Origin of the sequence: Psychrobacter sp. 1Y1, assembly GCF_051847395.2 — a bacterium.
Lineage (GTDB): Bacteria > Pseudomonadota > Gammaproteobacteria > Pseudomonadales > Moraxellaceae > Psychrobacter.
This window is the reverse complement of record NZ_JBPYDF020000001.1, coordinates 1,280,386-1,294,761: the sequence shown is the minus strand read 5'-3', so window position 1 is coordinate 1,294,761 and position 14,376 is coordinate 1,280,386. Positions and strand designations below refer to the sequence as shown.

The following is a 14,376-nucleotide window of genomic DNA, read 5'->3' as shown; positions in this document are numbered from 1 at the left end:
TCCATACGTCCGATGGGATTTTTTTATAATTTTGCAGGAACATTTTACATGACAATTTCTAATAAATCAGCGCTTGAGCTGAGTAAGCACACGCTGGCTAAAGTTAATAAGATTAATCTCGCCTTACCTTTAACGCTGATCAGCTCATTATTGATAGTAGGCTGCACTACCGATAGCCGCTCAACGCTCACATCAAAAGCCCCTTTATCGACAGCGCAACCGCAATCACAGCCACAATCGCCCTCACCTGTCGCATATACCTATGGAGTGCGTCCGTTTTATTTGATCAATGATATGGACGAGGGACCACTAAAACAAGAGCTACAGGCATGCAGAGGGCAACTGCCAAGTAAGACAGACTTCTCTATTGCACATCGAGGTGCGCCGTTACAGCTGCCTGAACATACTTATGATAGCTACGTGGCGTCAGCACAAATGGGTGCTGGCATCTTGGAATGTGATGTCGCTTTTACCAATGACGGTGAGCTTGTCTGTCGTCATGCCCAAAACGATTTGCACACCACTACTAATATATTAGCTACGCCGCTTGCCAAGCAATGCACTGTACCGCCCATATTGGATGCTAAAGGCAAACTTACCAATGCCGATAGTATCGAATGCCGTACCTCAGATATCAGTGCCGCTCAGTTTAAAACCTTGACGGGTAAGATGGATGCTGCCAATAAAAAAGCAACCAGCATTAGCGAGTATATGAATGCGACTGCACCTTGGCGAACGGATTTGTATTCACAAAATGGTCAGGTAATGACGTTAAAAGAGCATATCGCGTTGGCACGCAAGCTAGGTATGAAGCACACGCCTGAGCTAAAAGCGCCTGCAGTGACCATGCCGTTTAATGGCTATCGTTTGAACGATTACCGCCAACAGCTGATAGATACTTATAAGGCAGCGGATGTACCTGCAAGCGATGTATTTGCCCAGTCATTTAATATAGAAGATCTGGATTACTGGATCAAAAACGAGCCAGCTTATGGGGCTAATGCCGTTTATCTTATTGATGACAGCAATGAGACCGCTAAGGATAAAACATTTGATAAAGATGACGCAGCCACATGGAAGCACTCATTGGCTGATATCAAAGCACGTGGCATCAACACCATTGCACCAGCACTTTGGTTGTTAGTCACTACTGATGGTAAAGGAAATATGCAACCATCAGAATACGCAAAACAAGCCAAAGCCAATGGTCTAAAAATCATTACTTGGTCGATAGAGCGTTCAGGACCACTAACCGATGGTGGCGATTGGTACTATAGCGGTCTTGGTGATGCTATCAACAATGATGGTGATATGATGAATTATATTGACGTACTAGCGCAGGACGTCGGTGTCCAAGGCATTTTTTCAGATTGGCCCGCTACAGTGAGCTACTATGCCAACTGCAAAGGTCTTAAATAGATTTACACTTAGTCTATTAATAAATAATCACGCTTAGTTTGTATTACCAAGGCCAGCTTATCCATTGAGCTGGCCTTTTTGTTAAATGTATCAAAATGATCAAATCGCAAACCGTCCACTTAATACCTTATTTTTCCATTAACTTTTCACACCATTTAACTCGTGGCAGCAAGAGCAGCCTGCTGTTTTGTGCTACGATAATTTACTAAGCCTATAAGACGATGTAGAGACTATGACCCATATTTTACTGGTAGAAGATGATCCTGCGATCGCGATGTCGCTTAAAGTTACTTGCAAGCGCGAAGGCTGGCAGATAACTTGGTTGGATAATGCCAGTAGCGTGCTGCCCATGCTGCATAGTCATGAGGCACAAGATCTGTCGGCGATCATTATGGATGTCGGTCTGCCAGATGGTGACGGCTTGAGCCTATGTCAACAAATACGTCATACACCTGATATCGACGCCTTAAAAGATTTGCCTATCGTGTTTTTGACCGCGCGTAGCGATGAGGTCGATCGTATTTTAGGGTTGGAGATGGGCGGTGATGATTATTGCGCAAAACCCTTTAGTCCACGTGAATTGGTCGCACGCCTAAAAGCCATTTGGCGCCGTGAACAGCTAATTCAGCAGTCAAGCTCTCATACTACAAATTCAGATAACAGTACTGATAATACTTCCTCAAATAATCTATCAGGACAAGCACTAACGTTTGAAAATCAATCTGGCGTTTGGCATTATCAACCGCTCAACTATTCATTAACGTGGCAAGAGCAAAAGCTTGAGCTTAGTAATACAGAACGCAAAATTTTGCTAACGTTATTGCAAGCACCGCATCAAGTCTTTAGCCGTGAGCAATTACTTAGCGCAGTAAGCGACTATCCTGATCACCGTTTGGCACGCACTATAGACAGTCATATCAAATCAATTCGTAAACAGCTTGCTATGGTAGATTCGAGTATCGATGTTATCCATACGCATCGCGGACTGGGTTATGCACTATGTCCCGCTTAACAGTGGCTGCTAGTTTATGAATAATAAAACCAATCCTGCTGAGAATGATATTCATAACGACCAAAGTAATTGGTATGCCAAATTGCACCCCATTGGTACTGCTCAGCAAGCCCCTAAACGCAAACGACTGCTCAATTTAAGTATATTTTTTAGAATTTGGCTAGCCGTTGCGTTGGTGCTCGTCATATGCGGCGTGGTCGTGTTTACTCAATTGTTTGGCTACGTCAAGCCAACCGCGCAACAAGTCATCGAAGACACGCTCTTAGACACCAGTAAATTACTCGCGGCCAGTCTACAGGTGCCGTTATCTACAGGACAGTTATATGACGAGGAATATCAAGCGCAACTTGATGCAGCCTTTGTGGGCATACCAGCGATTAACGATAATTTAGGTCCCGTCTATCAAACCAAAAGCTATAGTAGCTTTCGGGTATATGTAACAGACAGCAGCGGCAGGGTCATTTATGACTCGCTACCCAAACCTGACAATAATGAAGGGCAAAATTATGGGCGCTGGAATGATGTCTATCTCACATTAAGAGGTCAATACGGTGCAAGAAGTACGCTGCGGGATGGCCAGCAGCGTGATGGTTCGGTCATGTATGTCGCACAGCCAATAAAGAATATGTCTGGCGATATTATCGGCGTGGTCAGTGTCGGTAAGCCTGTCGCTAGCGTATTGCCTTATTTAGATGACACTCGTAACCGCATGCTTATCACCGCACTACTTATCAGTATCGCCGCCCTTATACTGGCAGGTCTAGTAGCATGGTGGCTTAAGCAAAGTATTACCTTAGTGACTCAATATACCAGTGCATTGGCAGAAGACACCAAAAAGCCCTATTTTTATCTGGGTCATGAATTAAATAGCCTGACAGATACTATCGAGACCATGAAGCATCGATTGGAAAATCGAGCTTATGTCACCGATTATGTCCATACACTCACTCACGAGCTAAAAAGCCCTTTAACCGCGATACGTGCCAGTAGCGAGCTGTTAGAAGATGATGGATTAGAGGGCAATAAACTGGATAATGAAGATCGGCAGATGCTCATTGAGACGATTGGTGAGCAAAGCGTAAAAATGCAACAGCTCATCGACCGCCTATTGTTGCTTGCGAAGGTTGAACAGCCTACCTTCAAGCTCAACCGACAACTGACTCCCCTATTACCACTTTTGCAAAGCCTGATCAAAGATAATACGGCCAAGCAGCAACAGCAGAATCTATACCCTATCGATATACATATTGATAATAAGAATGTGACCAACATTGCAAACTTGCCAGCAGAAATACTGGCAGCGACCAGCGTGTATGCTGACCAATTTTGGTTAATACAGGTACTGCAAAACGTGCTTGATAACGCGATACACTTTGCAAATCGTACTGTTGATATTTCATTGCATAGCACTGCTCGAACCGTCACTATCGATATATTCAATGATGGTAAACTGCTACCCGAATATGCTGTCGCAAAAGCATTTGAGCGTTATTTCAGTTTGTCTCATCAAAGCCAACCATCATCTCAAACAAAGAATCAAACAGACAGTAATGACCTAAATATAGACTCAGTATATCCAACGACTGAGCTGAGGCAAACTGACCATAGTAGTAATACACTTAAAAAAGGCACGGGCCTTGGACTCACCTTAGTAAAGCAAGTAATTGAACATCATGGTGGTCAGGTAGCTATCAATAATGTCCATGCTAATGATAATAAAATAGGCGCTGATAAAACTGATACTGGTAAAAACCAGCGTTCTGGTGTGATGGTTAGTGTCACCCTACCACTAGCTTGAGAATAATAACTTATAGTCGATTCAATTAGTCGATTCAATTTAAGAGTAGTACAAGGCAACCGAGTGCAGATGTATATGTGATACTTCAAGCGAGGTTAACGCTGTAATACTTTTATAGTGGAATGACTATATATGGATTCATCAACTTTCCATCATGACTACACAGGATTTCTACTTCATTGTTTTACGATAGCACTAAGATCTGTTGAACCGTCAAATTCGTAAAGTAAATTAGGAGTAAAAAATCTATGTCACATCAATTAACGGATAACCCTATTATCAATAACCTAATCGGCTTTAGCCGTCATCACTGTGCACAGACATTAACGAGCCAAGGCGTCGATAGTATTGAGTTTGGTCATTGGCTAGCGATTCCTAGTCAGCGGTTGTTATTGGTATTTAGACATCAGCAGTGTGTGGCTATTGATGAGTATCAACTGGCAGCCTGATATTAGCTAGCTCAACACATTAATTGTATTTAGGTAACACCTGTATTTTATTTGGACATAGAAAAGCCCTTTATTATTTCTAGTATTAAACTACTGGAAACAACAAAGGGCTGATTACTCTACGACAAAAATACTAAGTAATCGATTGTACTGGCGGCTTCACATCAGCGTTTTGACCACGGTGACGCAGATAATGATCAAGCACTACAATCGCTAGCATCGCTTCGGCAATGGGCGTAGCACGCACACCAACGCAAGGATCATGACGACCCTTAGTCAACATATCGACTGCTTCACCTTGAGTATTGATACTCTTGCCAGCAGTAGTAATGCTAGAGGTTGGTTTTAGGGCAACACTCACACGGATATCTTGACCTGATGAGATACCGCCCAAGACACCACCAGCATGATTGGCTGCAAACCCATCTGGGGTCAGCTCATCACGAGCGCTATGTCCGAATTGACCTGCCACCGCCATCCCATCACCAATCTCGACGCCTTTGACCGCATTGATACTCATCATCGCATGAGCGATATCTGCATCTAAACGATCAAACACTGGCTCGCCTAAGCCTACTGGTACACCGCTCGCAATGATATCAAGGCGCGCGCCACAGCTAGTGCCTTCACGGCGCAAGTTATCAATCAAGGTTTCAAAACGGCCAATCGCTTCTCTGTCTGCACAAAAGAACGGATTACTATTTACAAACTCCCAATCAATTTGGCTCGGATCTAGGACGTTACTATGCTCATTGCCGATTTGGGTAACGTGACCACGAATTTGTACGCCCAGACGTTCTTGCAAGTATTTCTTAGCGATAGCACCAGCTGCTACACGCATAGCCGTCTCACGCGCTGACGAACGACCGCCACCACGATAGTCACGGAAGCCATATTTCATACTATAAGTATAGTCAGCGTGTCCAGGACGGAAAGTATCTTTGATATCGCTATAGTCTTTAGATTTTTGATTGGTATTGCGAATCAATAGACCGATAGACGTACCTGTAGTTTTACCTTCAAATACGCCAGAGATAATCTCAACTTCATCAGACTCACGGCGCTGGGTTGAATACTTAGACGTACCCGGTTTGCGACGATCCAAATCTACTTGTAGGTCGTCTGCAGATAATGCTAAACCTGGTGGTACGCCATCAACGATGGCCATCAGGCCTGCGCCATGTGACTCACCGCAAGTGGTGACCGTAAAAACCTGCCCAATACTATTGCCTGCCATAACTGTCCTTAAACAAGTAAACGCTACTGATGACTATGTGACCAATCACTCATGGTTATTGCTTATACTGCTTATAATGAGTAATTGTATTGTTATTTATAGTTTCGGCTCGTGCAGCCGATGTCTATCCGACCCAATATCTGTCTATTGAAGGCTATCTAATAGCTGAACATAAGAGGCAAACAATTGACGGTTTGAGACTAGCTCATCATAGGTAATCGCAAAGACACCATGACCGCCATGTGCAAACTTCAACCAATCAAACTGGATTTCAGGATAGGCTTGTTTTAGTGCCCATTCGCTGTCACCTACTTCACAGATCAGCAAACCATCTGGGCTAAGGTAATCTGGCGCTTCAAATAAGATACGATGTACCAAATCTAAGCCGTCTTGGCCAGCTGCTAGTGCATGCTCAGGCTCATACAAAAACTCAGGCGGTAAATCTGCCATGATAGCCGCATCGACGTACGGTGGATTGGTGACGATAAGCTCATACTGGTTCTCAGCAGGTATCTTGGCAAACAAATCAGACTCGATTACGTTTACTTGATGACCAAGGTCATGATGATCGACGTTGACCATTGCCACTTCTAACGCGCCTTTATCGATATCAACAGCATCGACCAACGCATCAACGAAACGGGTAGCAAGCGCGATTGCGATACAGCCAGAGCCAGTACACAAGTCCAAGATACGCTCAGGCTGCGACAATTGCTTCACATCTAAGCCATGATCATAAAATACTGCTGACTTTTCGTTCGGACTGACGCCCAGTGGTTTGGCCAATTCGGTAACTTCAAAGTACGGATGGAACTGCTGACGAATCAACTCTGCAATCGGTGAACGAGGGATAAGAACCCGCTCATCGACATAAAAAGGCAAATCGCAGAAATACGATAAGTTAATCAAATAACTTAGTGGCTTACGCTCAGCGATACGCTCTTCTAATAGTCCTAGTACCAACTGCTTTTCAGACGTGGTCAGACGACAGTCTAAAATCTGCTCATTAGCAGACCAATCGAGAGACAAAGAGTGCAGGACAATGGCTGACGCTTCTGCAAACTCGTCGGTCGTGCCTTGTGCAACAACGACGTCATAATTACGCAGCTGTGTGACTGAAAAACGAATAAAGTCGCGAATACTGACGAGCTGCTCTCGTGCTTCGTTTAATTCTGCATGTAAGTTAGCAAATTCATCGTGCTCACCAAGAAGTCCAGTCTCTAAATCATACTCCATCTCACCGTCTAAGCCCTCAGACTCATCATTGAAGTATTGGTTTTGAAACTCTTCTGCACTCATTGTTTGGTCTTCTGACATATCGCACCTTGTGGATTAACTGCTAGCGGGTTAAATTGCTTTTTGCTAAAAATCGTTATATTAAATAAAATTCAGTCATACATTATAGACGTAAACCTCTAGTAGCGCCAATAACTGTCATTTTTACTTGCACAAAAAATAGTGCGAATAATGAATAGTTTGCGTAAGAATCGAGCACGACGCCATACACACCTTGGTTAAATTATTACCCAACTGTAGCGAATACGTCAGCAGTTGACGTTTGGCAAGTCTTAAATGCAAAAAGATGTGTCAAAAGTTTGCGATGCAATCAAATTATGCGCATAATAGCCGCATTAGTAGCAACCACAAGTGACTCAATATGATGAAAATAAAGCCAATTATTACTGCCATATCTATCGCAGCTGTAAGTGCCAGTGTAGCCGCACTTGCTGCACCTGCCGATAGTACTCGCACATTGCCAGTACGCACGGCTGACGCTATGCCAGGCCTTGCAAAAAAGGTCAGCCTTAATGTGCAAGAGAACCGTAGTCGCTCAGATGGCGCTGCTACTGTACAGTTAAATACAGAGAAAGCGAAACCAGTCGACAGCATGAACCAGCTTATCAATAATAAGCAAGAAGCCAACCAAAACCTGCCAGCCCCAGCTGCTGACAATATGAGCGCAGCAGAACTGACGCGCAAAGATGAGCAGGCTGACCGTAACGATGACATTAGTGAAGGTCAAGCCGTTGCGGCGCCTAGCGACCTATCATCTATCGACTCATCTGATCCACTCGCTTTTGAGTTACCAGAGAGTGAGAAGCGTCAAGACTTCAGTGATGACCCAACCATCAAAAATATCGAAGACAAAGATGGTAAGAAGCACACAACGCTGAACTTGTCGAACTATGCTAAGCAAGTGAACGGTGCTGTCTGGTCACCTAATATGAAAGTCAACTCAGCGATGACCATCAAAATGCAGGCGCTGCTCGATTGGAACCATGCTTCTCCTGGTCCTATCGATGGTGGTTGGGGCATGAACAGCAAAAAAGCCCTTGTTAACTTCCAAACGATGAAAGGCTTGCCAGCGACTGGTAAAATGGATCAAAAAACTTGGGATGCCTTGGTTAAAAACATTCCTGCGAATAAACCTGTACTGGTCACTTATACGTTGACCGCAGACGATATCAATACCAATTTTGCGACCACACCTTCTGGTTCAGAAGCGAAGTCAAAAATGAAAGGTCTTTATTATCAAGACATTAAAGAGATGCTAGGTGAACGTTTCCATATGGATGTACGTTACTTAGACAAACTCAACAAAAATAAAAAGTACGCTGTTGGCGAGACTATCACAGTACTAAATACTCGTGACAAGCTGAACCAACGTATCAATCGCGTAGTCGCCAACAAAGCCGACAAGACATTGTATGCCTATAATGGTGACAAATTGGTTGCTACTTATCCGACGACTGTTGGTAGCGATGCCACACCGTCTCCAAAAGGCACGTTCAAAATTATCAATAAAGTAAAAATGCCTTGGTATAAATCAACCGTCGGTGAAGGCGCTCAAAAGAAAGTTCATATGATAGCACCAGGACCAAACAACCCAGTCGGTGTCGTTTGGATGGGATTATCTAAGCCTTCTTACGGTTTACATGGCTCACCAGTACCTGAAGGTATCAGTCGTCAGGGCTCAGCAGGTTGTGTTCGTTTGACCAACTGGGATGTGTTAGAAGTATATGCCAATATCGAAAATGGCGCGGTTGTCGAACTTCAATAAATAGAACTGTATTAAATCTAGCTTCGATGCTAGTTAGCAAATATTTTTAATGATGACAAAAAAGACCTCAATATTGAGGTCTTTTTTTGTTTGTTGATGGGCGGTTCCACTTCACATCGATAACACTGCTTGTCTTTGTGTCTTACTGTTCGCCTTTATGTCTTATAGCCTTCCTCATTGCCAGTAATACTGCCAATTTTTTTGGTAAAGAATAATCCTGCAGGTATCGAAGCTAAAACACCCAATCCAACCGCTATCTGAATATGAAATATCTCATCGAACCCTGTAATGAGAGCACCAATCATAAAAAGTCCGATAGTCACGGTAGCTGTCATTGAGTAAATGACAGAAAATAATGGCCAGTTCATAAGTTATTCCTTATCTTTATTGTGGATATAATATATTTAACCTTAATTCCACAAAAAAAGTAAGTATTTACCGTGAACCCTTGTAGCATCTATATTAAATGACTTTAGAATAAAAACCATGCTATTATTAAGGTTTTAGACTTAATCATAAGAAATACCAGTTCTTACTCCCACCTTCTCTCAACTCTTTTTTATATTTTCAAGAATCTCCTATATCTTTATCTATTTATCATTACAATAATGACTTTCTTTACCTACTAAGAACGCTATCTGCTATGTCCTCATCTAAAAAAAACACTGCGCCTAACTCAGTGGATCAAAACGATTCATCAATCGCTACTGACGCCTCTCACAATCAAGACGCGACAATTGACCCAGTAGTTGATGATGCCGCTGTAGACAATGATGAAAGCGAAGACAATCAACACAAACAATCGACTGATACAGATAGCAAAACAGACTCCGAAGTAGACACTGAATGTGCGCAGCCACCTGACGCTGAGATAACCATGGAAACCATCAGTGACGATGTGGTCGTAGCAACATTGGAGTCGACAGAACCTGAGTCACAATCAAATACTGAAGCATCAGAGGTTGCAGAGTCAGAAACTATAGAAGCGAAAGAAAAGTCCGATTTCTTCCAGTCGGATACGGCAGAAATAACAGAAAAAAGTGCTCAAGATGATAGTGGTGCTGAAGTAACGGTAGAAGCAGAAGACGACACTGCCGATGACCCTGCTGATGACACAAACATCGCAGCACAGTCATCAGATAACAAAACAGCCAATCAACAAAAGACAAAAAATGAATCTAGTCGCGATGATGACAATCAAGAGAATAATTCAGAAGATAAAAGTCAAAGTAAAGACACCGATGTAGAAGACAGCGACGCTCAAAAGTCTCAAGGTGAAAGTGACGAAGATGAGGTTCAAGAGGAAAAAGAAGCCAAACTTGAGTCTTATAAGCAGTTTGTCGCCGAGCAATTCAGCAATCAAAAGGTAGATTACCCAGAAGTACGGGTTAGGATTGAGGCGAACGCGCTACCTAGCAAGATGTACTTCATCATGAATATTTTGTCTGCCATCATTGCCAGTTATGGGCTAGTGACCAATTCAGCAGCCGTGGTTATCGGAGCGATGTTAGTTGCGATGATGCTAGGCCCTATCACGGGTATAGCGCTAGCAATTATCGATCACCGTATGCCATTACTACGTAAGTCGCTCTTTACCGTCATTATCGGTGTCTCATTGGTGGTATTGGTCGGCTTTATCGTTGGTTGGCTACATAAAGACCAACCGCTAACGGCAGAAATCCTATCACGTACCCAGCCTACCTCTATGGATTTAATGATTGCCTTAGCAGGTGGTACAGCTGGTGCTTATGCGATGGTATCTCCGCATCTCTCGGTTGCGGTTGTTGGCGTTGCGGTTGCCACAGCCTTAGTACCACCACTGGCAGCTAGTGGTATCTTGCTCGCTAATGGCGAGATGCAACTCGGGCTTGGCGCGCTGTTATTGGCAGCGACCAACATTCTTGCTATTCAGTTTACCAATGCGCTGGTCTTATGGGTCTTAGGGTTTCGTCGTTTGGTCGATGACGATTATAAATCCAATACCTATTTGACTTTTTTGCAGCGTAACGCCGTGACTTTATTACTACTTGGTGGCTTAGGTGCCTACTTAACCATCAACCTACAGACCAATGCCAAGCAGCAAGTGTTTGAGAGTAATGTCAAAGAAACCATTAACAACTACTTTATCGATCAAGGCAATGTATTGACCAATACACAGTTTGATACCTCAGAAGAGAACCAAGTGGTGCGGGCAATCGTACGTGGAGAGACTTTGCCGAGCTCATATGACGTACGCCAGATTGAGACACTCATTACTAATGATATGGCAGAGAATTTCCCAGAGTACTTGCCAATCAAGCTTCAACTACGTTATTTGCCTGTGCAAGTAATCGAGTCTAATCCAACGACGCAAGACAAATTGGATGAAACGGATGCGGCCATTTTGACCAACTAGTATGCATACTTTACAAATTATGCAGTGACTAGCACACGTATAATAACCTAGTAGTTATAACTCTTGTACCAAGAGCTTGGGCGTTTGTGCTAAAATCGCTTGCAAAATTATTTTATGTCATTTACTCAATTCTATCCGTCAGTAAGGAGCCGCTGTGAGCCAGCCATTTCGCTCAGCCGATATTCGCCAAGCCTTTATCGATTTTTTCATAAGCAAGCAGCACACCCAAGTTTCATCGTCTAGCTTGATTCCACACAATGATCCGACATTGCTATTTACCAATGCCGGTATGAATCAGTTCAAAGAGACGTTTTTGGGTATGGAACCACGTGACTATACACGTGCGGTAACCTCTCAAAAGTGTGTACGTGCTGGCGGCAAACACAATGATTTGGACAATGTCGGCTATACCGCCCGTCATCATACTTTCTTTGAAATGCTTGGCAACTTCTCATTTGGTGATTATTTCAAGCAAGCAGGTATCGAATATATCTGGGAGTTTTTGACCTCAGATAAGTGGTTAGCGATTGATAAAAATCGTCTCTATGTCACTATCTATGAGACTGACGACGAAGCCTTTGAGATTTGGAATAAAAACATCGGTATTCCGAGTGAGCGCATCATTCGTATTGGTGATAACAAAGGTGCGCCTTACGCTTCTGATAACTTTTGGACAATGGGTGACACTGGTCCTTGTGGCCCTTGTACCGAAGTCTTTTATGACCATGGCGCCGATATCGAAGGCGGCCTGCCAGGTACGCCAGAAGAAGACGGCGATCGCTATATTGAGATTTGGAACTGTGTATTCATGCAGTTCAATCGTCAAAAGGACGGCACACTATTACCACTGCCTGCACCTAGCGTCGATACAGGCATGGGGCTTGAGCGTATTAGTGCCATCATGCAAGGCGTTCATGGCAACTATGAAATCGACTTATTTGTTCATTTGATGGATGCAGCAGCTGACATCTTAGAGATCAATAATGAGCAACAATCATCATTGAAAGTCATCGCCGACCATATTCGTGCTGTAGCATTTTTGATTGCTGATGGTGTTACGCCAAGTAATGAAGGTCGCGGCTATGTATTGCGCCGTGTCATTCGTCGCGCGGTACGTCATGGCAACAAGCTTGGCGCTGATAGCGAGTTCTTCTATAAGATGGTTGCGCCGCTTGTAGCTGAAATGGGCAGTGCCTATCCTGAGCTACAAGACAAACAAAGCGTCATCGAAAGTGCTATTCAAAAAGAAGAAGCACAGTTTGCTAAAACATTGGCACAAGGCTTACGTTTACTTGCCAGCGAACTTGAAGGCTTACAAGATGGCGATGCGCTATCTGGTGAAGCTGCATTTAAGCTCTATGATACCTATGGTTTCCCACTTGATTTGACCGCAGATATCACTCGTGAGCGTGGTATTGCTATTGATGAAGCCGAATTTGATGAGCATATGCAGGCACAACGTGAGCGTGCGCGTGATGCTGGCAAGTTTGACGTCGATTACAGCAGTGTCATCCAAGTAGAAACGCCAACGACATTTATCGGCTATGAGCAGCTTGAAGAAGACGGCGTGACTATTGACGCGCTTTATCAAGACGGCAACCCAGCAGACAGCTTAACAGAAGGCATGGAAGGCGTTGTGGTATTAGATCGCACCCCATTCTATGCAGAAGGCGGCGGTCAAGTAGGTGAGCTTGGTGAAATCCGTACCGAATCAGGCGTCTTTGAAGTGCAAGACACCAAGAAATCTGGTCAGGCGATTATTCATTATGGGGTCGTGACTATGGGTGAGATTAGCCCTGAGCAGACGGCTGATGCTCATGTACTCTCAAGCATCCGTGCCGCTAGTGCCAAAAACCACTCGGCCACTCACCTATTGCATGCAGCGCTAAGAGAAGTGCTAGGCGACGCGGTCACGCAAAAAGGCTCATTGGTCTCAAGCGAAGTACTACGTTTTGACTTTGCTTATGACAAACCTGTCAGCGCTGCTGAAATCATGCGTGTTGAACGTCTCGTTAATGAGCAAATTCAAGCCAACACCCCTGCCCGTATCGAGCACATGTCGATTGATGAAGCGATGAACCAAGGCGCTATGGCGCTGTTTGGCGAAAAGTACGGCAGTGACGTTCGAGTCCTAACCATGGGTACAGACCGTATCGTTGATGGTCAGCGCAAGCCTTTCTCTATCGAGCTATGTGGTGGCTTGCATGTACAGCGTACGGGCGATATCGGTGTGCTAAAAATCACCAGTGAATCTGGTATTGCGGCTGGTATCCGCCGAGTTGAAGCCGTCACGGGTATGAATGCGGTCAAAAACATTCAGCAAAGCGAGCAACAACTGAGCGAATTAGCAAGCCAGCTAAAAGTCAAACGTCCTGAAGTTGCCCAACGTGTCCGCACCATGGCTGATAAGCAACGCGAGCTTGAAAAACAGCTAGAGCGCTTAGAGCAAAAAATCGCCAGTGCTCAAGCAGCCAACTTGCTTGATGATGTACAAACGATCGCAGGTACGCCAGTTCTTATCAGCACCTTAAGTGGTATCGATGGTAAATCCATCCGTACACTGATGGACGATATCAAATCGAAACTGCCTGATAGCGTGATTGTATTGATTGGTGATAAAGATGACCAATTAGCACTCGCAGCAAGCGTCGCAAAATCTGTCACTGCCAAAGTGAAGGCTGGTGATATTATTCGTCATTTGGCAGGTGAGCTTGGTGGTAAAGGTGGCGGTAAGCCTGACTACGCGCAAGGCGGTGCACCGAAGTCTAGTAACAGTGCAGCGGTTATCAGCGCTCTACCTGCTTGGATTGAAACCCAGCTTAGCTAAGCTAGTGAATATTAAACTCGCGAATATATTGGTATAGCGCGTCACAATGTCCCTTATATTTATCGCATAGCTTTACTCTACTACGCATAGAATACGTGATTGGTTATAACTACTATAACCAATCGCCATACATCTAAGCGCTCCTGAGACTTAAAGTTATGCGGTAGATATGGTATAA

General features: G+C 44.1%; 10 protein-coding genes. 7 read left to right on the top strand and 3 right to left on the bottom strand.

Translation table 11 applies throughout. The features are described 5' to 3' along the window. Positions 1 to 48: 48 nt before the first annotated feature. The 4 genes from ACS8FA_RS19480 to ACS8FA_RS19465 all read left to right on the top strand — a co-directional run bounded on the left by ACS8FA_RS19480 (position 49) and on the right by ACS8FA_RS19465 (position 4,678). Positions 49 to 1,419, top strand: coding sequence for a glycerophosphodiester phosphodiesterase family protein (locus tag ACS8FA_RS19480; protein WP_439265787.1), 1,371 nt, complete (start codon positions 49 to 51; stop codon positions 1,417 to 1,419). Between the two features lie 232 nt (positions 1,420 to 1,651). Further along, the gene (locus tag ACS8FA_RS19475; RefSeq protein ID WP_439265785.1) at positions 1,652 to 2,431 is read left to right on the top strand and encodes a response regulator; all 780 of its coding nucleotides are present in this window, start codon (positions 1,652 to 1,654) and stop codon (positions 2,429 to 2,431) included. Positions 2,432 to 2,447: 16 nt separating this feature from the next. Next, positions 2,448 to 4,229, top strand: a complete 1,782-nt coding sequence (creC, locus tag ACS8FA_RS19470) for a two-component system sensor histidine kinase CreC (protein WP_439265783.1) — start codon at positions 2,448 to 2,450, stop codon at positions 4,227 to 4,229. Positions 4,230 to 4,477: 248 nt separating this feature from the next. Continuing rightward, a complete protein-coding gene (locus ACS8FA_RS19465) occupies positions 4,478 to 4,678 on the top strand; it encodes a hypothetical protein (protein ID WP_439265781.1) in 201 nt (66 codons plus the stop codon). Between the two features lie 133 nt (positions 4,679 to 4,811). On the opposite strand, the gene aroC is transcribed toward ACS8FA_RS19465, so the two are convergent. Beyond that, a complete protein-coding gene (gene aroC / locus ACS8FA_RS19460; RefSeq protein ID WP_439265779.1) occupies positions 4,812 to 5,915 on the bottom strand; it encodes a chorismate synthase in 1,104 nt (367 codons plus the stop codon). A gap of 144 nt (positions 5,916 to 6,059) precedes the next feature. After that, on the bottom strand, positions 6,060 to 7,232 hold the full coding sequence (gene prmB, locus ACS8FA_RS19455; protein WP_101206117.1) for a 50S ribosomal protein L3 N(5)-glutamine methyltransferase: 1,173 nt from the start codon (positions 7,230 to 7,232) through the stop codon (positions 6,060 to 6,062). 340 nt (positions 7,233 to 7,572) lie between these two features. On the opposite strand from prmB, the gene ACS8FA_RS19450 reads away from it, so the two are divergent. Continuing rightward, a complete protein-coding gene (locus tag ACS8FA_RS19450) occupies positions 7,573 to 8,976 on the top strand; it encodes a L,D-transpeptidase family protein (RefSeq protein ID WP_439265777.1) in 1,404 nt (467 codons plus the stop codon). A 155-nt stretch (positions 8,977 to 9,131) separates the two neighbouring features. On the opposite strand, the gene ACS8FA_RS19445 is transcribed toward ACS8FA_RS19450, so the two are convergent. Continuing rightward, positions 9,132 to 9,344 (bottom strand): hypothetical protein, encoded by a 213-nt coding sequence (locus tag ACS8FA_RS19445; protein ID WP_057759250.1) that lies wholly within the window; start codon positions 9,342 to 9,344, stop codon positions 9,132 to 9,134. Between the two features lie 275 nt (positions 9,345 to 9,619). Between ACS8FA_RS19445 and ACS8FA_RS19440 the strand changes: the two genes are divergently transcribed. Both ACS8FA_RS19440 and alaS read left to right on the top strand, forming a co-directional pair. Further along, entirely contained in the window at positions 9,620 to 11,371 is a 1,752-nt protein-coding gene (locus tag ACS8FA_RS19440) for a DUF389 domain-containing protein (protein WP_439265775.1), read from the top strand. A 154-nt stretch (positions 11,372 to 11,525) separates the two neighbouring features. Then, positions 11,526 to 14,198 carry an alanine--tRNA ligase gene (alaS, locus tag ACS8FA_RS19435; protein ID WP_439265774.1) on the top strand — a complete coding sequence of 891 codons (2,673 nt, stop codon included), beginning with the start codon at positions 11,526 to 11,528 and terminating at the stop codon, positions 14,196 to 14,198. Positions 14,199 to 14,376: the final 178 nt, after the last annotated feature.

Bases quoted from the DNA above. Each gene is read 5' to 3' on its own strand.
- ACS8FA_RS19450 (WP_439265777.1), top strand. From the start codon at position 7,573: ATGATGAAAATAAAGCCAATTATTACTGCCATATCTATCGCAGCTGTA.
- creC (WP_439265783.1), top strand. From the start codon at position 2,448: ATGAATAATAAAACCAATCCTGCTGAGAATGATATTCATAACGACCAA.
- ACS8FA_RS19475 (WP_439265785.1), top strand. From the start codon at position 1,652: ATGACCCATATTTTACTGGTAGAAGATGATCCTGCGATCGCGATGTCG.
- aroC (WP_439265779.1), bottom strand. From the start codon at position 5,915: ATGGCAGGCAATAGTATTGGGCAGGTTTTTACGGTCACCACTTGCGGT.
- ACS8FA_RS19480 (WP_439265787.1), top strand. From the start codon at position 49: ATGACAATTTCTAATAAATCAGCGCTTGAGCTGAGTAAGCACACGCTG.
- prmB (WP_101206117.1), bottom strand. From the start codon at position 7,232: ATGTCAGAAGACCAAACAATGAGTGCAGAAGAGTTTCAAAACCAATAC.
- ACS8FA_RS19440 (WP_439265775.1), top strand. From the start codon at position 9,620: ATGTCCTCATCTAAAAAAAACACTGCGCCTAACTCAGTGGATCAAAAC.
- ACS8FA_RS19465 (WP_439265781.1), top strand. From the start codon at position 4,478: ATGTCACATCAATTAACGGATAACCCTATTATCAATAACCTAATCGGC.
- ACS8FA_RS19445 (WP_057759250.1), bottom strand. From the start codon at position 9,344: ATGAACTGGCCATTATTTTCTGTCATTTACTCAATGACAGCTACCGTG.